23 protein-coding genes and 1 other annotated feature are annotated in these 20,723 nt (G+C 54.9%); of the genes, 6 read left to right on the top strand and 17 right to left on the bottom strand.

From position 1 onward, the window contains the following. Positions 1 to 94: 94 nt before the first annotated feature. Entirely contained in the window at positions 95 to 301 is a 207-nt protein-coding gene (locus BH714_RS24215) for a hypothetical protein (RefSeq protein ID WP_162182834.1), read from the bottom strand. Between BH714_RS24215 and satP the strand changes: the two genes are divergently transcribed. Then, a complete protein-coding gene (satP, locus tag BH714_RS18045; protein WP_040018590.1) occupies positions 246 to 812 on the top strand; it encodes an acetate uptake transporter in 567 nt (188 codons plus the stop codon). The genes BH714_RS24215 and satP overlap by 56 nt on opposite strands. Here satP and BH714_RS18040 read toward each other — a convergent pair. The 3 genes from BH714_RS18040 to tal all read right to left on the bottom strand — a co-directional run bounded on the left by BH714_RS18040 (position 789) and on the right by tal (position 3,886). Beyond that, positions 789 to 2,111: an MFS transporter gene (locus BH714_RS18040; protein WP_032681686.1), complete on the bottom strand. Its 1,323-nt coding sequence runs from the start codon at positions 2,109 to 2,111 to the stop codon at positions 789 to 791. The genes satP and BH714_RS18040 overlap by 24 nt on opposite strands. A gap of 122 nt (positions 2,112 to 2,233) precedes the next feature. Next, complete coding sequence (gene mog, locus BH714_RS18035; protein ID WP_020882540.1) at positions 2,234 to 2,821, bottom strand: molybdopterin adenylyltransferase; 588 nt, start codon at positions 2,819 to 2,821, stop codon at positions 2,234 to 2,236. 111 nt (positions 2,822 to 2,932) lie between these two features. Beyond that, a complete protein-coding gene (tal, locus tag BH714_RS18030; RefSeq protein ID WP_014168563.1) occupies positions 2,933 to 3,886 on the bottom strand; it encodes a transaldolase in 954 nt (317 codons plus the stop codon). A gap of 262 nt (positions 3,887 to 4,148) precedes the next feature. On the opposite strand from tal, the gene BH714_RS18025 reads away from it, so the two are divergent. Both BH714_RS18025 and yaaA read left to right on the top strand, forming a co-directional pair. After that, complete coding sequence (locus BH714_RS18025; RefSeq protein ID WP_040018589.1) at positions 4,149 to 5,579, top strand: alanine/glycine:cation symporter family protein; 1,431 nt, start codon at positions 4,149 to 4,151, stop codon at positions 5,577 to 5,579. A gap of 66 nt (positions 5,580 to 5,645) precedes the next feature. Beyond that, on the top strand, positions 5,646 to 6,419 hold the full coding sequence (yaaA, locus tag BH714_RS18020; RefSeq protein ID WP_025205476.1) for a peroxide stress protein YaaA: 774 nt from the start codon (positions 5,646 to 5,648) through the stop codon (positions 6,417 to 6,419). A gap of 31 nt (positions 6,420 to 6,450) precedes the next feature. On the opposite strand, the gene BH714_RS18015 is transcribed toward yaaA, so the two are convergent. From BH714_RS18015 to yjjY, 7 genes are all read right to left on the bottom strand, one after another. Beyond that, on the bottom strand, positions 6,451 to 6,750 hold the full coding sequence (locus BH714_RS18015; protein ID WP_020882537.1) for a DUF2502 domain-containing protein: 300 nt from the start codon (positions 6,748 to 6,750) through the stop codon (positions 6,451 to 6,453). 211 nt (positions 6,751 to 6,961) lie between these two features. Continuing rightward, positions 6,962 to 8,248 carry a threonine synthase gene (thrC, locus tag BH714_RS18010; protein ID WP_020882536.1) on the bottom strand — a complete coding sequence of 429 codons (1,287 nt, stop codon included), beginning with the start codon at positions 8,246 to 8,248 and terminating at the stop codon, positions 6,962 to 6,964. Positions 8,249 to 8,251: 3 nt separating this feature from the next. Further along, entirely contained in the window at positions 8,252 to 9,181 is a 930-nt protein-coding gene (gene thrB, locus BH714_RS18005) for a homoserine kinase (RefSeq protein WP_040018588.1), read from the bottom strand. Position 9,182: 1 nt separating this feature from the next. Further along, positions 9,183 to 11,645, bottom strand: coding sequence for a bifunctional aspartate kinase/homoserine dehydrogenase I (thrA, locus tag BH714_RS18000; RefSeq protein WP_032679597.1), 2,463 nt, complete (start codon positions 11,643 to 11,645; stop codon positions 9,183 to 9,185). Between the two features lie 24 nt (positions 11,646 to 11,669). Continuing rightward, positions 11,670 to 11,787: a sequence feature (Thr leader region), on the bottom strand. Beyond that, complete coding sequence (gene thrL / locus BH714_RS23840; RefSeq protein ID WP_015572623.1) at positions 11,726 to 11,794, bottom strand: thr operon leader peptide; 69 nt, start codon at positions 11,792 to 11,794, stop codon at positions 11,726 to 11,728. Its footprint overlaps the feature before it by 62 nt. A gap of 211 nt (positions 11,795 to 12,005) precedes the next feature. After that, positions 12,006 to 12,692: a tRNA/rRNA methyltransferase gene (locus BH714_RS17995; protein WP_040018586.1), complete on the bottom strand. Its 687-nt coding sequence runs from the start codon at positions 12,690 to 12,692 to the stop codon at positions 12,006 to 12,008. Between the two features lie 399 nt (positions 12,693 to 13,091). Continuing rightward, positions 13,092 to 13,232, bottom strand: coding sequence for a YjjY family protein (gene yjjY, locus BH714_RS24120; RefSeq protein WP_001541509.1), 141 nt, complete (start codon positions 13,230 to 13,232; stop codon positions 13,092 to 13,094). Between the two features lie 95 nt (positions 13,233 to 13,327). Here yjjY and arcA point away from each other — a divergent pair, with 95 nt between their 5' ends. Further along, positions 13,328 to 14,044 carry a two-component system response regulator ArcA gene (arcA, locus tag BH714_RS17990; protein WP_003856501.1) on the top strand — a complete coding sequence of 239 codons (717 nt, stop codon included), beginning with the start codon at positions 13,328 to 13,330 and terminating at the stop codon, positions 14,042 to 14,044. 42 nt (positions 14,045 to 14,086) lie between these two features. Here arcA and creD read toward each other — a convergent pair whose 3' ends face one another. Genes creD through creA form a run of 4 tightly spaced genes read right to left on the bottom strand, consistent with a single transcriptional unit; the run spans position 14,087 to position 18,094 of the window. Continuing rightward, the gene (creD, locus tag BH714_RS17985; RefSeq protein WP_040018585.1) at positions 14,087 to 15,439 is read right to left on the bottom strand and encodes a cell envelope integrity protein CreD; all 1,353 of its coding nucleotides are present in this window, start codon (positions 15,437 to 15,439) and stop codon (positions 14,087 to 14,089) included. Positions 15,440 to 15,495: 56 nt separating this feature from the next. Further along, positions 15,496 to 16,920: a two-component system sensor histidine kinase CreC gene (gene creC / locus BH714_RS17980; protein ID WP_040018583.1), complete on the bottom strand. Its 1,425-nt coding sequence runs from the start codon at positions 16,918 to 16,920 to the stop codon at positions 15,496 to 15,498. Continuing rightward, positions 16,920 to 17,609 carry a two-component system response regulator CreB gene (gene creB, locus BH714_RS17975; protein ID WP_014168553.1) on the bottom strand — a complete coding sequence of 230 codons (690 nt, stop codon included), beginning with the start codon at positions 17,607 to 17,609 and terminating at the stop codon, positions 16,920 to 16,922. Before creB ends, creC begins: the two co-directional genes overlap by 1 nt. A gap of 14 nt (positions 17,610 to 17,623) precedes the next feature. Next, entirely contained in the window at positions 17,624 to 18,094 is a 471-nt protein-coding gene (creA, locus tag BH714_RS17970) for a protein CreA (RefSeq protein ID WP_014168552.1), read from the bottom strand. A gap of 211 nt (positions 18,095 to 18,305) precedes the next feature. On the opposite strand from creA, the gene robA reads away from it, so the two are divergent. Continuing rightward, positions 18,306 to 19,175: an MDR efflux pump AcrAB transcriptional activator RobA gene (gene robA / locus BH714_RS17965; RefSeq protein ID WP_014168551.1), complete on the top strand. Its 870-nt coding sequence runs from the start codon at positions 18,306 to 18,308 to the stop codon at positions 19,173 to 19,175. Here the strand turns inward: robA and gpmB are convergent. Continuing rightward, positions 19,172 to 19,819: a 2,3-diphosphoglycerate-dependent phosphoglycerate mutase GpmB gene (gpmB, locus tag BH714_RS17960; RefSeq protein WP_014168550.1), complete on the bottom strand. Its 648-nt coding sequence runs from the start codon at positions 19,817 to 19,819 to the stop codon at positions 19,172 to 19,174. The two genes, robA and gpmB, sit on opposite strands and share 4 nt — an antisense overlap. A gap of 50 nt (positions 19,820 to 19,869) precedes the next feature. On the opposite strand from gpmB, the gene yjjX reads away from it, so the two are divergent. Beyond that, positions 19,870 to 20,385: an inosine/xanthosine triphosphatase gene (gene yjjX, locus BH714_RS17955; RefSeq protein WP_014168549.1), complete on the top strand. Its 516-nt coding sequence runs from the start codon at positions 19,870 to 19,872 to the stop codon at positions 20,383 to 20,385. On the opposite strand, the gene trpR is transcribed toward yjjX, so the two are convergent. Then, positions 20,376 to 20,705: a trp operon repressor gene (gene trpR / locus BH714_RS17950; RefSeq protein ID WP_020885267.1), complete on the bottom strand. Its 330-nt coding sequence runs from the start codon at positions 20,703 to 20,705 to the stop codon at positions 20,376 to 20,378. The genes yjjX and trpR overlap by 10 nt on opposite strands. Positions 20,706 to 20,723 lie beyond the last annotated feature (18 nt).

Raw genomic sequence — 20,723 nt, 5'->3', positions numbered from 1 at the left:
AAGGGCAGAACGTGCTTTTTCAACTGCCCACAATTGATTTTTTTCAGGTCCACACACTGCGGTTGACTACAAGATGGGGTCGCGCCAGCGTCCATCAAGGGGGAACGGTAAAAAAAATTTTTAATTTCACCCTGATGAGATCATAGACGGCATTGATTGCGCCCATTATGATGCCGCGCCCCGTCAGGGAGAACTGACGCGGGTTTAACCATTTCACCATATTAATGATGATTTTTTGAGGACTTATGGGCAACACTAAGTTGGCTAATCCGGCTCCGCTGGGCCTGATGGGTTTTGGCATGACCACTATCCTGCTGAACCTGCACAACATCGGGATGTTCCCGATGGATGGCATTATCCTGGCGATGGGCATTTTTTACGGCGGTATCGCGCAAATCTTCGCGGGCCTGCTGGAATATAAGAAAGGCAACACCTTCGGCTTAACCGCATTTACCTCTTATGGTTCTTTCTGGCTGACCCTGGTCGCGATCCTGCTGATGCCTAAAATGGCCCTGGCAGATGCGGCAAACGCACATTTCCTGGGCGTTTACCTTGGTCTGTGGGGCATCTTCACGCTGTTTATGTTCTTCGGCACCCTGAAAGGCAACCGCGCACTGCAGTTTGTTTTCCTGAGCCTGACCGTGCTGTTCGCCCTGCTGGCGATCGGCCACCTCGTGGATAACGAAAGCATCGTGCATATTGCCGGCTGGATTGGTCTGGTGTGCGGCGCAAGCGCTATCTACCTGGCAATGGGTGAAGTGCTGAACGAGCAGTTTGACCGCACCATTCTACCGATTGGTGAAAAACACTGATCCATCTGTCGTGTCCGCCTCGCGGGCACGACATCCCTGTTTCTGCCGAAGCCAAATGCCTAACACCAGCCCCATCACCGACAGCGCGAGCACATACCAGGCGGGAGCCATCGGGGATACTCCCATCAACACCGTGACCGCAATCGGCGTCAGCCCGCCAAAGATGGCGTAAGAGACGTTATAGGAAAAAGAGATCCCGGTGAAGCGGACCTCTGGCGGAAAAGCTCGCACCATCACATACGGCACTGCACCGACAACCCCCACGCACAGCCCGACCGTACCGTAGAGCAGGAACAGCTGTTCAGGATGGCTGCCTGCCAGGTGGTAAAACGCCCAGCTCGACGCAGCCAGCAGCAGACTGCCGATGATGAAAGTCAGGCCGGCACCGATACGATCAACGGCCAGCCCCGCGGCCAGACAGCCAAAGCAGAGCATAATGGTGGCGATACTGTTTGCCTGCAACGTTACCGCCGGCGCAAAACCGTACTGCTTTTGCAGCCATACCGGAGACATCAAGATAACGACCACGATGCCCGCCGACAGCAGCCAGGTGAGCAGCATCGACACCACAACCGCGCTCCGGTGGCGCACCACCACGGCTTTTACCGGCAACTCCTGTGCCAGCGCCTTGCGCTGCTGCATCTCAAGGAAAATAGGTGTCTCCTGCAGCCAGCGGCGAAGATACATCGCCACCAGGCCAAACGCCCCGCCGAGCAGGAACGGTACGCGCCATCCCCAGTCGTGAACCGCCTGTTGCGTCATGCTGGTATTCACGATAGTGGCCACCACTGAACCGAGGAGGATACCGACAGTCAGCCCCGCCGTTAAGGTTCCACAGGCGATGCCGATGCGGCGCGCCGGCACATGCTCCGCCACGAACACCCAGGCCCCCGGCACTTCGCCGCCAATCGCCGCGCCCTGAAGAATGCGCATCAGCAACAGCAGCAGCGGAGCAACAATGCCCATTGAGGCGTAAGTGGGCAGCAGACCAATGGCCAGCGTCGGCACGGCCATCAGTAAAATGCTGAGCGTGAACATCTTCTTACGCCCGACCAGGTCACCAAAGTGGGCCATTACAATGCCACCCAGCGGTCGCGCCAGATACCCGGCGGCAAAAATGCCGAAGGTTTGCACCTGGCGCAACCACTCCGGGATATCTGCCGGGAAGAAAAGCTCCCCCACCACGGCGGCGAAGAAGACGAAGATGATGAAGTCGTAAAACTCCAGCGCACCGCCTAAGGCCGCGAGCGTGAGGGTTTTATAGTCCTGTCGATTCAGAGGTCGGGTGTTATGTGACATAGCGAACCATTTGGCTTGTGTTGTGGATTTATTTTTACAGCAAACGTAAAGAAAAAATTACTATACCGTAAAACCCTTACCACGCCACCGTCGCTTCAGCTAATGTCACATATTGATTAATTTCAGGAGATTGTCTCGCGACGGGCGTTTTTCGGACGAAAAGCTGCTACCACTTTCTCATCGGTTTCTACATACGGACCGTCAAGCAACTGTATACAATACGGTACACTTGCAAAAATCCCGTGCACGATCACGCTGCCATCTTCCGCTTTCAGTCCTTCAAGCGTCTCTTTGATGGACTTCGGCTGGCCCGGCAAATTCAGAATCAATGCCTGCTTGCGGATCACCCCGACCTGACGGGAGAGGATCGCCGTCGGGACAAAGTGTAGACTGATCTGGCGCATCTGCTCACCGAAGCCAGGCATCTCACGATCGGCAACCGCCAGCGTGGCATCCGGAGTGACGTCCCGGCGCGCAGGCCCGGTGCCTCCCGTGGTCAATACCAGGTGGCAGCTCATCTCATCCACCAGCTCACAGAGTGTCTGTTCGATAATTGGCTGTTCGTCAGGGATCAGGCGGGTCTGGATCTCAAAGGGGGTTGTCAACGCACTGCCCAGCCATTCTTCCAGCGCGGGGATGCCTTTATCCTGATAAACACCGCTGGAGGCGCGGTCAGAAATCGACACTAAGCCGATGCGTAAGGTATTCATATCCATTCCATTCAAAAAAGTACTGATTAAAGGGAATGATACACGCAGAGGGGAAATTCAGACAGAGTACGAAAGAAGTAGCGTGACCGGGAACCCGGTCACGCAGAATGATTACAGCAGGTCGCCGATCATTTTTTCCAGTTTTTCCTGGTCGATAGCAAACTTACGGATACCGTCCGCCAGTTTATCTACAGCCATTGGATCCTGGTTATGCTGCCACAGGAACTCAGATTCAGTGATGCGCTCCGGACGCGCTTTCACTTCACCGGTGTAGGACAGTTTACGCTCGATAGCACCTTCGCTTTCAGCCAGCTCTTTCAGCAGTGCCGGGGCGATGGTCAGGCGGTCACAGCCAGCCAGTTCGATGATTTCACCTACGTTACGGAAGCTTGCGCCCATCACCACAGTCTCATAACCGTGCTGTTTGTAGTATTCGTAGATTTCGGTCACGGAAACGACGCCTGGATCTTCAGATGCCGCGTACTCTTTCTTATCCGTGTTGGCTTTGTACCAGTCCAGAATACGGCCAACGAATGGAGAAATCAGGTATACGCCGGCTTCCGCACATGCACGCGCCTGTGCGAAGGAGAACAGCAGCGTCAGGTTACAGTTGATACCGTCTTTTTCCAGCTGTTCAGCTGCACGAATACCCTGCCAGGTTGACGCCAGTTTGATCAGGATGCGGTCATTGCTGATGCCGGCATCGTTGTACATTTTGATCAGACGTTTTGCTTTGGCGATAGACGCTTCGGTGTCGTAGGAGAGACGTGCGTCAACTTCGGTAGAGATGCGGCCAGGAACCAGTTTCAGAATTTCCAGACCAATGTTCACGGCCAGTTTATCAGTGGCATCAACAACCTGCTGCGCGCGGTCGTTGCTCTGTGCTTTCGCCCAGGTCACTGCGTCGTCAATCAGTTTGCGATACTCAGGGATCTGTGCGGCGTTAAGGATCAGAGAAGGGTTGGTGGTGGCATCCTGCGGCTGGTACAGCTTCATTGCCGCGATATCTCCGGTGTCAGCTACGACAGTGGTGAACTGACGAAGGGAGGTCAATTTATCCGTCATGATAGTGTTTCTCTTTTAACGTGCCCTGGATAATTCACGCTACCGACAGCATGCCTGCAGCGGAAAAATGACAGGTTTACTTGTTAGGGGGATGTAACCGGTCTGCCCTGATGATAACACGACGGAGGGGTAGCGCAACCGCAGACAGTGCGCTTAGACAGAGTATGATAAACTCAGAATATTAACAGGCTGCTAAGTAACAGCATGTCCAATCAGTGGTAGCGCTTACATATTCATTTTGGCATCAACAAGAGGGACGTTAATGCCTGATTTCCTTTTCTTTATTAATGAAGTCCTTTGGGGTTCGATAATGATATACCTGCTGCTGAGTGCAGGTATTTGGTTTACGCTACGCAGCGGGTTTATCCAGTTTCGTTATATTCGCAAATTTGGCAGAAGTCTGAAAAACAGCGTCACGCCCCAGCCGGGCGGATTAACCTCTTTCCAGGCCCTCTGCACCAGCATTGCAGCACGCCTCGGCAGCGGTAATATGGCAGGGGTGGCACTGGCCATCAGCGCCGGTGGCCCGGGCGCCGTTTTCTGGATGTGGGTCACGGCGCTTATCGGGATGGCCACCTCCTTTGCCGAGAGCGCCCTCGCCCAACTCTACAAAGAAAAAGATAAAAACGGACAGTTTCGCGGCGGCCCGGCCTGGTACATGGCGCGTGGCTTAGGAATGCGCTGGATGGGCGTGCTGTTTTCGCTGTTTTTACTGCTCGCGTACGGTCTGATTTTTAATACCGTTCAGGCGAATTCTGTCGCCCATGCCTTGCGCTATGCCTTTGCGTGTCCGGAGTGGATCACCGGGCTTGTTTTAGCCCTCTGTATCCTGCTGACCATTTCGACCGGCCTAAAAGGTGTCGCCCGCCTGATGCAGTGGCTGGTGCCGGTCATGGCGCTGCTGTGGGTTGCCGCCAGCCTGTTCGTCGCCGCACGGCATATCGAGCAGGTGCCGGAAGTGATTGCAACCATCTTCAAAAGCGCATTTGGCTGGCGCGAGGCGGCATCGGGCGCACTGGGCTATACCTTCAGCCAGGCGCTGATGTCGGGCTTTCAGCGCGGAATGTTCTCCAATGAAGCCGGTATGGGATCAACGCCCAATGCCGCAGCCGCCGCCGCGTCCTGGCCGCCCCACCCGGCGGCACAAGGCATTGTTCAGATGATTGGCGTTTTTACGGACACCATTATTATCTGTTCCGCCAGCGCCATGATCCTGCTGCTGGCCGGTCCGGTACCTCACTCATCGGAAACAGCCGGCATACAACTGCTTCAGCAGGCACTGGTGAATCTGACGGGCGGCTGGGGAGCCGGGTTTGTCTCGCTCATCCTGCTGTTATTCGCCTTCAGCTCGATTGTTGTGAATTACCTCTACGCCGAAAATAACCTTATTTTCCTGAAAGTGGACTCCCGCCGTATGATCACGCTGCTGCGCCTCGGGGTGATACTGATGGTGTTAGCAGGTTCGCTGCTCAGCATGCCGCTGGTCTGGCAACTGGCGGATGTCTTTATGGCGCTCATGGCCATCACTAACCTGACGGCGATCCTGCTGCTCTCACCCGTGGTTACGCTTATCGCACGGGACTATCTTCGTCAGCGCAAACTGGGCGTACCACCGGTCTTTGATGCCTCGCGTTATCCCGACATCCAGGCGCAAATTGCGCCCGGCACCTGGGATGATTTGCCACGGCAATAACAGCTATCGATCAATTGAGGGCGATTTTTTGCTAAAGTCGCTCTAAATTTCCTGCAAGGACTGGATATGCTGATTCTGATTTCACCTGCTAAAACGCTCGATTACCAGAGCCCGCTCGCCACCGAGCGCTATACCCAGCCTGAACTGCTGGACTATTCGCAACAGCTGATTCACGTCGCGCGTAAGCTCTCTGCGCCACAAATTGCCTCGCTGATGAGCATCAGCGACAAACTGGCGGATCTTAACGCGACCCGTTTCCACGAGTGGCACCCGGACTTCACGCCGAACAACGCCCGCCAGGCGCTTCTGGCGTTTAAAGGTGATGTGTATACCGGCCTGCAGGCGGAAGATTTTAGCGAAGCCGATTTCGACTTCGCCCAGCAGCATCTGCGCATGTTGTCAGGTCTGTACGGCGTGCTGCGCCCGTTGGATCTGATGCAGCCGTATCGTCTGGAGATGGGTATCCGCCTGGAAAACCCTAAAGGCAAAGATCTGTACCATTTCTGGGGCGATATCATCACCGACAAACTGAACGCTGCGCTGCGTGCTCAGGGCGATAATGTGGTGATCAATCTGGCCTCCGATGAATACTACAAATCGGTGAAGCCGAAAAAGCTGGATGCGGAAATTATCAAGCCCGTTTTCCTCGATGAGAAAAACGGCAAGTTCAAGGTCATCAGCTTCTACGCCAAAAAAGCGCGTGGGCTGATGAGCCGCTACATCATTCAGAACCGCCTGACGAAGCCGGAGCAACTGACCGGCTTCAACAGCGAAGGCTACTTCTTCGATGAAGAAGCGTCGGGAAAAGGCGAACTGGTGTTTAAGCGCCACGAGCAGTAAAACAAACCCCGCCAGATGGCGGGGTTTTGCATTAATGGTGTTTCCAGTCCGGGCCAGGACGCGGGTCGTCGTGACGATCGTGATGGTGGTCATCATGATGACGATCGTGATGCTCGTCATGTGGGCGCCAGTGATTATCGCGCCAGTCATAGTGAGCCTTCCACCAGTCATGGTCGCGCCAGCGACCACCATCCCAGTAGTGACCACGATTATCCTGATCGCCAATCTGCAGTTTTACCGCAGGGACGAGGGTGATTTCAGAGGCCTGAACCGCCATCGGAGCGACCAGCATCATTGAAAGCACCAGCAGAGCAGGTTTCAGTTTAGACATAGGTGACTCCTTATTCATTTACCCGATGTGGGCCGATGTAAGGAGAATACGTGAGGAGGACGGGGGATGTTATTCTCTGCAATCCTAATCGCTAAGTGACCGCATTTATTGGGAATTTCTGCTTTTTTACTGCTATTTTTCTCCTTAATTTCTCCATAAAAAAAGCCGGGTAAGTTTCACCTTACCCGGCCTGCATAGGGTGACAGAACCGTTATCCGCGCGTCATCATCAACTTACGCAGCGCGGCGAAATCCGCGGGCAGTTCATGCGAAAGCAGCGGCAGGTCCGCACGCTCGGCCAGCTCTTTTGGCAGCGGCAGCGTTTCACCCAGAATCACTTCCACGCTCTCTTTGAACTTCGCCGGATGAGCCGTTCCCAGGAACAGGCCATACTCCCCCGGATTCAGCTGATCGCGCAGCGCACGGTAAGCGATCGCCGCATGCGGTTCAGAGGTGTACCCCACCGCTTTCAGCTCACGCAGGGTGGCTTTGGTGGTCTCATCCGTCACCGCGGCATAACCCAGATCGCCCAGACGCCAGACCTTACGGCGGAACAGCTCTTCCACACGCGGCCAGTTGTTCGGCTGGCTTACGTCCATCGCATTCGAAAGCGTCGCCTGCGTGGCGTTCGGCGCCCATTTACCGTCTTTCAGGAAGCGCGGCACGGTGTCGTTGGCGTTGGTGGCGGCGATAAAGCGTTTTACCGGCAGGCCGAGCGATTTCGCCAGCAGGCCCGCCGTCAGGTCACCAAAGTTGCCGCTTGGTACGGAGACGACCAGCTGATTGCGCGCCTCCTGTGGCAGTTGTGCAACCGCTTCGAAGTAGTAGCAGATCTGCGCCAGCAGACGGCTGATGTTAATGGAGTTCGCCGAGTTCAGACCCAGCGCCACTTTCAGCTCTTCATCATCGAAGGCCTGCTTGACCAGCGCCTGGCAGGCATCGAAATCGCCGTCAATCGCCACGGTTTCAATGTTGCCCCCGAGCGTACAGAACAGTTTTTCCTGCAGCGGACTGATTTTGCCTTTCGGGTAGAGGATCACCACGCGAACGTTCTTCAGACCATAGAACGCATGGGCAACGGCCGCACCGGTATCTCCGGAGGTCGCCGTCAGAATCGTTACCGGTTTGTCGCCGCTGATGTGGGTCAGCATCTGCGCCATAAAGCGGCCACCGAAGTCTTTAAACGCCAGGGTTGGACCGTGGAACAGCTCAAGGCAGCCGACATCCGGCTCAACCTGCTTAACCGGTGCCGGGAAAGCGAACGCTGCACGCACGCGCTCTTCCAGCAGCTCCTGCGGGATTTCATCGCCGATAAAGGCAGAGAGAATTTTAGTGCTGCGGGTGACAAAGTCCTGCTTCAGCAGCTCATCAATGTCGGTCAGCTGAAATTCTGGCAGGTCATGGGGGAAGAACAGCCCCTGATTTTTGCCCAGTCCCTGAGTCACCGCCTGCGCGAAGCTGACCTGCTCGTTATGATCTTTAAGGTTGTAGAGTTTCATTCGTTATCCCAGTACTCGTGCGCCAGCCGTGTCCAGACGGCAAATATGAACAAAGCCTTCCTGATTTTGCAGGTAGTGTTTAGAGAGCCAGTCCGCCACGCGCTGCGCCGTGTCTGGCTTATCGCACAGGGCGAACAGCGTCGGGCCGGAGCCGGAGATACCGCACGCCAGTGCGCCGGTATCCATTGACGCCTGTCGCGCCTCGTTAAAGCCAGGCAGCAGCTTAGTGCGGTACGGCTCGGCGATAACGTCTTTCATTAATTTTGCTGCCAGCTGCGGCTGACGGGTGTAGCAGGCGTGTATAAAGCCGGCCAGATGACGTCCGTGAGCGATACAGTCCTGACGACGATACTGCGCAGGCAGGATCGCACGCGCTTCAGCGGTGGATACCTTAATGCCGGGATAGGCCAGCACCCACAGCCACTCATCAAACCCTGGCACCTGCTGGTTGATGATGCCATTTTCTTCAATCATCAGCTGCATACCGCCGAGGAAGCAGGGGGCGACGTTGTCATAATGAATGCTGCCGGAGATGCGCCCTTCCAGCTCGCCCATTAACCCGAGCAGACGGTTATTATTCAGTGGCTTGCCGCAGTGCTCATTCATGGCCACCAGTCCGGCGACCACGGAGCAAGCGCTGGAACCCAGGCCAGAGCCAATCGGCATACTTTTTTCCAGCGTCATGGCGACCGGCACATTTTTGCCAATCTCCTGACAGAACCGCTCCCAGCACTGATAAACGATATTCTCGCGCGGGTCTGTCGGCAGTTTGCTGGCGAAGCGGCCCACGTTATTCAGGCTAAAGCTCTCTGCCGCTTCAACCGTTACCGTATCGCCCAGCAGCGAACCATCCACCGGCGTCACCGCCGCACCCAGCACATCAAATCCGACGCTCATATTGGCGCTGGAAGCTGGGGCATAAACTTTCACCATGTTAAACTCCTAACTTCCATGACAGGGTACGCAGCAAATCGGCAAATACACCCGCCGCGGTAACATCATTCCCTGCGCCATAGCCGCGAAGCACCAGCGGCAGTGGCTGATAATAGTGGCTGTAAAACGCGAGGGCGTTTTCGCCGTTTTTTACTTTGAACAGCGGGTCGTTGCCATCCACTTCAGCAATCTTCACGCGGCACATACCATCGTCTTCAATATTGCCAACATAGCGCAATACCTTACCTTCATCACGGGCTTTCGCAACGCGTGCGGCAAAGGCGTCGTCTAGCTGCGCTAAATTGGCCATAAAGGTGTTCACGTCACCGCTGTCGTCAAACCCGGCAGGCAGAACAGGCTCAATCACGATATCGGAAAGCTCCAGCTCACGGCCCGTTTCACGCACCAGTATGAGCAACTTACGCGCCACATCCATACCGGAGAGATCGTCTCGCGGATCCGGCTCGGTGTACCCCAGTTCACGCGCGGCACGGGTCGCTTCCGACAGGCTCATGCCCTCATCCAGCTTGCCGAAGATAAACGACAGCGAGCCGGAAAGAATGCCGGAGAAACGCTGCAGTTCATCCCCCGCGTTCAGCAGGTTTTGCAGGTTCTCGATCACCGGCAGGCCCGCGCCCACGTTGGTGTCGTAGAGGAACTTACGCCGTGACTTGCTCGCCGCCAGACGCAGCTGGTGATAGTAATCCATCGACGAGGTGTTGGCCTTTTTGTTTGGCGTCACCACGTGGAAACCTTCGCGCAGGAAATCGGCGTACTGATCGGCCACCGCCTGGTTCGAGGTACAATCGACAATGACCGGGTTAAGCAGGTGATACTCTTTCACCAGACGGATTAACCGGCCCAGATTAAAGGGCTCTTTGGCATCATTCAGCTCAGTCTGCCAGTTTTCCAGGTTCAGACCATGAACGTTGGTCAGCAGCGCTTTTGAGTTCGCGATACCGCACACGCGCAGATCAATGTGCTTTTTCTTCAACCACTCCTGCTGACGCTTCACCTGCTCCAGCAGCGCGCCACCCACACCGCCCACGCCAATCAGGAACAGCTCGATCACCTGATCGGTGTTGAACAGCATCTGATGAACCACGCGAACGCCGGTTGTCGCATCGTCGTTGTCAACGACCACCGAGATTGAACGCTCAGATGACCCCTGGGCAATGGCCACAATGTTGATGTTGGCCCTGGCCAGCGCGGCAAAGAATTTGGCCGAGATACCGCGCAGCGTACGCATACCGTCGCCCACCACCGAGATAACCGCCAGGCGTTCCTGGATAGAAAGCGGCTCCAGCAGCTCTTCTTTCAGCTCAAGGTAAAACTCTTCTTCCAGCGCACGACGGGCGCGCAGGCAATCCCCCTGCGGTACGCAGAAGCTGATGCTGTATTCAGAAGAGGACTGAGTGATCAGCACAACCGAGATACCGTTGCGGGACATGGCCGCGAAAACGCGGGCCGCCATACCGACCATGCCTTTCATTCCCGGGCCGGAAACGCTGAACATGGCCATATTGTTCAGGTTAGAAATGCCTTTCACCGGCAGGCCGTCTTCATCGGTACTGGCACCAATCAGCGTACCTGGCGCTTGCGGGTTACCGGTGTTTTTAATCAGGCAAGGGATCTGGAACTGGGCAATGGGAGAGATGGTGCGAGGGTGAAGAACTTTAGCGCCGAAGTAGGAAAGCTCCATCGCTTCCTGGTATGACATCGACTTCAGCAGCCTGGCGTCCGGCACCTGGCGCGGATCGCAGGTGTATACACCGTCGACGTCAGTCCAGATCTCACAACAGTCGGCGCGTAAACAGGCTGCCAGCACGGCAGCAGAGTAGTCGGAGCCGTTACGGCCCAGTACGACAAGTTCACCCTTCTCGTTTCCGGCGGTGAAGCCCGCCATCAGGATCATATGGTCAGACGGAATTTTGCTCGCGGCAATGCGACGGGTTGATTCGGCTATATCAACGGTAGACTCGAGGTAGTGACCCACTGCCAGCAGTTTTTCAACGGGATCGATAACCGACACATTGTGGCCACGCGCTTCCAGCAGGCCCGCCATGATGGCAATCGACAATTTTTCACCACGGCAGATTAACGCCGCGTTAATGCTGTCCGGGCACTGACCTAAAAGGCTGATACCGTGCAGCACGTGTTTGATTTGGGCGAACTCTTGCTCAACAAACGATTTCAGCTGTGCGAGCGGGAAACCCGGCTGCGCCTCCGCCAGCCCCTGCAGCAGCTCAGCGAAGATACGCTCGGCGTCGCTCAAGTTCGGGAGTGCATCCTGGCCACCGATGGTCTTTTCAATCATCGCCACCAGGTGGTTGGTGATTTTTGCCGGGGCAGAGAGCACGGTCGCGACCTGCCCCTGCCTGGCGTTGCTCTCCAGGATATCGGCAACACGCAGAAAACGTTCTGCATTTGCCACTGATGTACCGCCGAACTTCAACACTCGCATGGTTCTACCTCGTTTCCTTTAGCCGAAAAAAAAGCCCGCACTGTTTGGGTGCGGGCTTTTTTCTGTTTTTCCTGTACGCGTCAGCCCGCATCATTTCCTGTGGTAATGATGATGGTTGTTGTAATGGTGGTGATGCTGATGCGTTTCATGGATGTTGTGTACTCTGTCATTATTATCTGTCTGTGCTGTATTCTTTTAGGGTTAAAGGATTGGGCACCTTAAGTCAATGAATTTTTAATTTGATCACAATTCGGGACGCTCTCACGTCCCGCTGCTTGCAGATTTATTTTCATCCGATTCCCCCAGACGCACCCCACCCAGACAGACGGATACGCCATAGTAAAAACTTATGACAGCATTTTACTCGGCCAATTTTTTTTCAATATCATGCAGCAAACGGTGCAACATTGCCGTGTCTCGCTGCTCAAGACGCCCAAGTCGCTGATGTAGCCAGTCCGCCATTTTTTGATCTTCCGCGACACCGAGTTGTAATAACAGTTGGTCAACGCCAGCGCGCAGCGCGGCCAGCTGGTTTTCATCTGCCCCTTCAGACTGGGGTTGAGGAATTTGTATTAGGGAGGCTAATTGATAGCAATACACCATTACCGCCTGGCCTAAATTTAGCGACGGATAATCCGCCACCATCGGCGCACCGGTCAGGACGTCCGCCAACGCCAGCTCCTCGTTCGTCAGACCGGAATCTTCCCGCCCAAAGACCAGCGCGGCCTTCGTCAGCCACTGGCTTTTCTCCGTTAACATCGGCACCAGTTCCGCCGGCGTGGCGTAATAGTGGAACTTTGCCCGGCTGCGTGCCGTGGTCGCCACGGTAAAAGAAATGTCGTGCAGCGCAGCGGCGAGCGTGTCGTAAGTGGTTATATTATCGAGAATATCCCCTGAACCGTGCGCCACCCAACGGGCCGCGGGCTCGAGGTGCGCCTGGCTGTCCACGATGCGAAGATCGGTAAACCCCATGGTCTTCATGGCACGCGCCGCAGCGCCTATATTTTCGGCTCTGGCTGGGGCGACCAGTACAATCGACAGATGCATTTATGCTCTCTTTTTAATCAGTTAGCGGGTAAAAATGTGATGCACTTCAACATATTACGCGGCGCGAATTTACAAAAATGCAACACTAATCACCGAAATAGCGTTTCAGAACAAATTAAAAACGCTAAACTATTTTGTGGCTGAACAATCAGTTAGAATGTTAACAGAAGGCTATTATCCTTATGTTTTATAATGGTAATGACCTCATGAATACTCTTTTCTGATTGGATTCGTATCGTTTATAAATCAAGGTACGCAACTAGTTGGTTTATTGAAAAATTGTGACAAAGGCTAGCATTCGGCTACGATGATTTCATCAAACTGTTAACGTGCTACAATTGAACTTGATATATGTCAACGAAGCGTAGTTTTATTGGGTGTCTGGTGTCACTTAGCCTGTTATGTTGCTGTTAAAATGGTTAGGATGACAGCCGTTTTTGACACTGTCGGGTCCAAAGGGAAAGTACCCACGACCAAGCTAATGATGTTGTTGACGTTGATGGAAAGTGCATCAAGAACGCAATTACGTACTTTAGTCACGTTAGGCCGGTCATGTTAATTTGCGACATGCATCAGGCAGGTCAGGGACTTTTGTACTTCCTGTTTCGATTTAGTTGGCAATTTAGGTAGCAAACATGCAGACCCCGCACATTCTTATCGTTGAAGACGAGTTGGTAACACGCAACACGTTAAAGAGCATTTTCGAAGCAGAAGGCTACGATGTCTTTGAAGCGACCGATGGCGCAGAGATGCATCAGATCCTTTCTGAAAATGATATCAACCTGGTGATCATGGATATCAACCTGCCGGGCAAAAACGGCCTTCTTCTGGCGCGCGAACTGCGTGAACAGGCGAACGTCGCGTTAATGTTCCTGACAGGCCGTGATAACGAAGTTGATAAAATCCTTGGCCTGGAAATCGGTGCGGATGACTACATCACTAAACCGTTTAATCCACGCGAGTTAACCATTCGTGCACGCAACCTGCTGTCCCGCACCATGAACCTGGGCACGGTCAGCGAAGAGCGTCGTAGCGTAGACAGCTACAAGTTCAACGGCTGGGAACTTGATATCAATAGCCGTTCACTGATTAGCCCGAACGGTGAGCAGTATAAACTGCCGCGCAGTGAATTCCGCGCGATGCTGCACTTCTGTGAAAATCCGGGCAAAATTCAGTCCCGTGCAGAACTGCTGAAGAAAATGACCGGCCGTGAGCTGAAGCCGCACGACCGTACCGTAGACGTGACCATCCGTCGTATCCGTAAACATTTCGAATCTACGCCTGATACGCCGGAAATTATCGCCACTATTCACGGTGAAGGTTATCGTTTCTGCGGCGACCTGCAGGAGTAATCCGGCAACTGAAGTAAAAAAACGGCGCTTTCGCGCCGTTTTTTATTTCCAGACTCGCATCGTATCCGCATCAGGTTCAACGGGGGGGACGGGACGCTTCGGCTGAGAGAGCGAATACCAGTCAAGGTGACGCGTCAGGTACATGACCGCAAACAGTGCCATCGCCAGTACGGCAGCTCCCAGCAGCAACGCGCTGTCCTCAGAACGCAGCAGGAACCACATCACGACATCCAGCCCCAGCAGCGCCAGAATAAACACCCCGCTTCGCCTCCAGCTTTTCAGTACCGCCTGCAGATACATACCATTCATCATCGCGCCGACAAGGCTTGCAATAATCCAGGCCGGCGTAAACCCGACATGCTCAGACAGGGCAAGTAAGACGAGATAGAAGAGGACCAGCGACAACCCTACCAGCAGATACTGCATTGGATGCAGACGCAATCCGGTGAGGGTTTCGAACACGAAGAAGGCCATAAACGTCAGGGCAATCAGTAAAATAGCGTACTTGATCGCGCGGTCTGTCAGCTGGTACTGATCCGCTGGCGTGGCAACCGTCACGCTAAAGGCCGGGATTGAACTCCACTCCGGTGACTCGCCCTCGGCAAACCAGCTTTGCATGTTGTTAGCAAACCAGCTGCTCTGCCAGTTTGCCTGGAAACCAGACTCGCTAATCTGATGCTTAACAGGCAGATAGTATCCCATAAATCCCGGGTGCGGCCAGTTACTGCGCAGCGTCATTTCGCTGTTACGCCCGACAGGCACCACCGCAAAAGTGCCCGTCCCCGCCAGGTTAAACGACATATCAAGGGCGAGCGTTTTCGGCTCAAGGGCTTTATCACTCAGCGGAATATGAATACCGGCAAGTGTGCCATACACGCCGGTTCCCGGCTCTACGCTGAGCGTCTCACCGTTGATTTTTGCGACCTTCACCGTACCAATGCCCCGGGCATCACCCACGCCAATCACCAGGAATGGCTGCCCCAGCGTCATGGTTTCGCCCTTCAGCTGCGCCATTTTCTCCGTCGAGAACTGCGCTTTTATTTTGAGATCGGTGTTCCAGATTTGCCCGTCATAAATACCGATGCTTCTGGACTCCACGCGCTGATTTCCCTCAACGAGCAAAGATTCCGGCAGGATAAAGTGCAGGTAGCTTTTTTTGTATTCGACCTTTTTCTCATCCTCAAGTTTGTAAAAAACCTCGGTGACAGGAATGGCAATCAGCGGTCCTACCAGCTTTTGCGGTCCGCTGGTGCTTTGGCGAAGCGAGTGTTCAACATCGTTACGGTAGCTCTCACGCTCCGAAATCAGGTTACTGACCATAAAGAGCGGGACTAACAACAGCAGAATGCACCCCAGCAGGGTGCTTACTTTCCAGAACAGGGGGGATTTCATCATTACGTCTCCTTTGTGATGTGGAGAGCGTACCGGGGCTATGTGGGGCCAGTTTGAAGTTATGTGAAGTGACGGTGAAGTGTCAGCGTGGCTTTCACGCCGCCTTCTGGCTGGTTATGCAGAGCAATGTCCCCCTGATGCAGACGCGCCACCTCCTGCACGAATGCCAGACCCAGCCCGCTGCTTTTCAACCCGTTCTCGCGGGGGAGCGAGTAAAAACGTTCAAAAATACGCGCCATGGCATAGTCCGGTACCCCGCTTCCGCTGTCGCTTACGGTAAGCCGGATCTCGGTTGGCGTCTCCTCGGCAGCCAGCTGAAGCGTCCCGCCCTGCGGGGTAAAATCGATGGCATTATCCAGCAAATTGCCCAGCGCCTGTTCAAGCAGCTCGGGGTCGCCCTGCACCTGCAGCGAAGTGGGCTGGCAGGTCAGGATGATATTTTTCGCCGTGATAACGGCGGAGCGTGAATCCGCAAGCCGTGAAAACAGCGTGCTGATACTCACGCTCACCGGCTCTATCTCTACCCGGTTTTCAAGACGCGCCTGAGAGAGCAGTTTTTCCACCAGCGACTGCATACGCGCGTTTTGCACCAGAATATTATCGATAAACCGCGCGGCCACCGCCGGCGGCGGCTGCTCATTAAGGATCTCTGCCGCGCCGCGGATTGCCGCCAGCGGGCTTTTGAGTTCGTGAGTAAGCGCATGCACATAATGCTCGATGTAATTCTTACCCTCGAGGCGAATGCGCATATTTTCCAGCGCCTGCGCCAGCTTTCGTAGCTCACTGCTGCCGGGGTTAGGCAGCGGGAGAGGCGTGTCCGTGGTCACCGCATCGGCGTAGCGCGACAATCTGCCAATGGAACGATTGATCCATCCCGCCACCAGCAGACCAATCAGCAGGGCAATGCCGAGCAGCGCCCCACCCGCCCACAGGATCCGCCGCTCGCTACGGTGAATAACCGGTGCCATGGCGCTGTTAGGTTTTCCGACCGACAGCACGCCGATAATGTTGCCCCTGTCCATTACCGGTGCGGCAACATACATCACCGTACTTTCCGGATCGTCAGGGTTGCTCTGGGTGCTGCGCGCGCCATATTCCCCGCGAAGCGTCAGCCAGACGTCATTCCAGCGGGAGTAGTCTTTTCCTACCGCCAGGCCCGCCGAATCAAACACCACCTTGCCCGTGGCATCGGTCATGTAGACGTGGTACTCGTTGCGGACTTTATGAATGCCGCCAATGTTGGCGCGAAACGGCCGCTGATGGAGCCGTGAAAAGGCATGAGCCAGCTGGCCCTGCTGCGGATTGCCTGCGAGCAGGTCGTCTCGCCCCACTTCCGCCAGCAGGGTCGCGGTGTCAATCAGCGTGCCTTCGGTGGCTCTGCGCACGCCGGGCTTGACCTCCTGCACGAAGATAGACAGCACAAACCACGCGGCGATAGCGACAATCAGGAAATAGCCCAGCAGCAGACGCATGCCAATACGCATTAATAAAGCCCCAGACTGTAACCCATCCCGCGATGGGTACTGATGGGCGAAAGCCCGTCATTGACCGCGCGCAGCTTGGCGCGCAAGGTTTTGATATGCGTATCCACGGTACGATCGAAGCTATCGCCGTCTTCGCCCCACACTTTGTCCATAAGCTGCTGGCGAGAAAAGACCCGGCCCGGCGCCTGCAACAATGTTTTGAGCAGCAGGAACTCGTAGCGCGTGAGCGGTAAAGGCTCCCCATACCAGCTGATTCTGGCGGCGGGTTCGTTCAGTTCAAACTGCCCGATACGAACGATCTCGGCAGGGGCGGTGGATTTTTGTAACCGCCGTAGAATAGTCCTCACCCGGGCACAGACTTCACGCGGGGAGAAGGGTTTGGCGACATAATCATCCGCGCCCATCTCCAGTCCGAGCAGCTTATCCACCTCGTCACTTCGCGCCGTCAGAAACAGGATCGGCAGTGACGGATGCTGCGCCAGAAGCTGACGGCAGAGTTCAAAGCCGCTGATGTCAGGCAACCCGACATCCAGAATCGCCAGCGCGGGGACCTGCCGCCGCGCCTCTTCCAGTACCGGTAACCCACGCCCGAAAGCCTTCACCGCAAACCCCTCCTGCTGAAGCATGTAGAGTAGCGTGTCGGCGATACTGATTTCGTCCTCAACCAGCCAGACCAGAGGTTGCTGCATGATTCATCCCTGAATTAGTGCCATGGCATGATCGGCACGGCGCTGATGGCGTTTTTCGGTGAGCCTTCAACCACTTTGTCGGAATAGGCCAGATAGGCGAGCGTGTTGCGTTTGGCGTCATAAAAACGCACCACCTGCAGCTTTTTAAACACCAGCGAGGTCCGTTTCTGGAAAACCACGTCGCCCTGCGCTTTGCCGTTTTTGATTTTGTCACTCAGCTCCACAGGGCCGACCTGCTGGCAGGAGATAGCCGCATCAGAGGTATCTTCAGCCAGCCCAAGCCCGCCTTTAATGCCCCCGGTTTTCGCCCGACTAACGTAGCAGGTGACGTTTTTCACGTCCGGATCATCAAACGCCTCCACCACAATCTTGTGGTCCGGGCCGAACACTTTGAAAACGGTATCGACAGAACCAATCTGTTCCGCCTGCGCGGCGTGCCCCACCGTCAACATCAGGGCAGTGAAGATCAAAGTCTTGTATTTCATATTGTTACCATTTTTAAGAATTACGCTGAGCGATTATTCAACACTGTAGACAAAAATGTAGCAAGATCACAGGATTAGAATATATTCACCCAAAACGAGGAACAAAAGGCATTAATGCGCAAAAAAAACACTGAATGCTAAAACATCAAAAAATGCTATTATCCGCTAACCTGTTATCAGGCACCTGCTGTTTTAAGGATGAGGATAGTATATGGATCAGGCTGGAATTATTCGCGACCTGCTCACCTGGCTGGAAGGTCATCTCGACCAGCCTTTGTCACTGGATAATGTGGCGGCTAAAGCAGGCTATTCCAAGTGGCATCTGCAAAGGATGTTCAAGGATGTCACCGGTCATGCTATCGGGGCCTATATCCGCGCACGTCGTCTGTCAAAATCAGCGGTGGCATTACGCCTGACCGCGCGGCCGATTCTGGATATTGCACTGCAATATCGTTTCGACTCGCAGCAAACCTTTACCCGCGCCTTTAAAAAACAGTTCTCGTTAACGCCAGCGCTCTATCGCCGCTCGCCTGACTGGAGCTCGTTTGGCATGCGTCCGCCGCTGCGTCTGGGTGAGTTTGCAATGCCGAAATATGAATTTATCACCCTGCCAGAAACGCACCTGATTGGTACGACGCAAAGCTACTCCTGTTCGCTGGAGCAGATTTCCGAATTCCGTCATCAGATGCGCGTTCAGTTCTGGCGCGATTTCCTGAGCCATGCACCGGCGATCCCGCCCATCCTGTATGGTCTCAACGAAACGCACCCAAGCCAGGAAAAAGACGACGAGCAGGAGGTGTTCTACACCACCGCGTTAACGCCAGAGCTGGCGAATGGCTATATTCAGGGTTCAAAGCCCGTGGTGCTGGAAGGCGGCGAATACGTGATGTTCGCTTATGAAGGGCTGGGAACGGGTGTACAGGAATTTATCCTGACCGTTTACGGAACCTGCATGCCAATGCTGAACCTGAATCGCCGTAAAGGTCAGGATATTGAGCGCTACTATCCGGCAAGCGATGCTAAACCGGAAGAAGGCCCCATCAATCTGCGTATGGAATTCTTAATTCCGATACGTCGTTAACGCTGAAGTTCGTCAAGTGCAGGGGCATCAAGATGCGAAATGTCCCCTGCCATCTCTACGACCCAACCTGACGCCAGCCACGCGCTTTCCTGATAGTCGATACGGGAAATAGAGCAGTTGCGCAGACGCAAACGGCGTTCTGCATACGCAGGTAACCCCAGAATCGTGCTCACCAGGCAGCCCAGCGCAATACCGTGACTCACCAGCAGCGGACGGCTCCCGGCCGGAAGCTTCAGGCATTCCGCCAGCGCGGCATGCATGCGCACGCTCAGCTCCTGCATGGATTCGCCTTCCGGAATACGGCCATCTTCGGTGCCGTTGACCAGCGTGCGACGCCAGCCCTCTTCCGTTTCCGTCAGCGTATCGATATGCCGTTTTTCCAGCACGCCCATATCCAGCTCGCGCAGACGCGGCTCGATCATGACATCACAACCACAGGCATCGGCAATGATGCGCGCCGTCTGCTGTGTGCGACCTAAGTCGCTGGTGATAACATGCGTAATGCCCAGCGTTCTGGCGCGTTCTGCCACCTGCCACGCCTGCTGCACACCCTTTTCAGTAAGAGGACTGTCTGACTGGCCTTGAATACGTCGCTCGGCGTTCCACTGCGTCTCACCGTGGCGAACAAGGTATACCTGTAACATGCTTTTTTTCCGTTATACTGCGATGAGTTTTTTTTGAATCGAGCTTAATTATGCACCATGTTGTCTCTGCTACCACCAATCCTGCCAAAATTCAGGCAATTCTAAGGGCATTCGAAGAGATTTTCGGCGAAGGATCCTGCCATATTGATGCCATCGGCGTCGAGAGCGGCGTGCCTGAACAGCCGTTTGGCAGCGAGGAAACGCGCGCTGGCGCACGAAATCGCGTGGCAAACGCCAGGGCTGCCGCACCGGATGCTGACTTCTGGGTGGCAATTGAAGCGGGTATCGACGAAGGCGCGACGTTCAGCTGGGTGGTCATCGAGAACCGTGAACAGCGTGGAGAAGCGCGTTCAGCAACCCTGCCGCTGCCAAAAATCATTCTGGAAAAAGTGTCCGCGGGTGAAGCGCTCGGGCCGGTGATGTCTCAGTACACCGGCATCGATGAAATTGGCCGCAAAGAAGGCGCGATTGGCGTCTTTACCGCTGGCGCGCTGACGCGTTCAGGCGTTTACCACCAGGCGGTGATTCTGGCCCTGAGCCCGTTCCATAACGCGATTTATCGCTGAGCGCCCAGCAGCACAGACTCCAGCCACTGACGCAGTTCCACCGGCGCGGATTTCAGGCTGTTCGATCCGCGGGTGATCGTCGCGATACCCGCGCCCAGCTCATTTTTAAGCTCACGCTGGCTCATCTCACCGCGCAACAGCTCTTCGATGATCCGCACGCGTGTGCCCAGAGCTTCACGCTCATCCGGCGTCAGCATCAGCTGCAATAAAGGCAAATGCAGATCCTGGTCGTAAGACTGGCGGAGCAACTCCACAAAACGAAGCCACTCCTGATGACGTTGTTCGGCCATTGCCGAGGAATACGGGGAATGCTGGGTCATGTTATGCCGCCTGTTGTA

This window comes from Enterobacter ludwigii (assembly GCF_001750725.1).
In the GTDB taxonomy this organism is placed as follows: Bacteria; Pseudomonadota; Gammaproteobacteria; order Enterobacterales; family Enterobacteriaceae; genus Enterobacter; species Enterobacter ludwigii.
The sequence above is the reverse complement of the archived record's forward strand: the minus strand, read 5'-3'. Positions and strand labels throughout refer to the sequence as shown.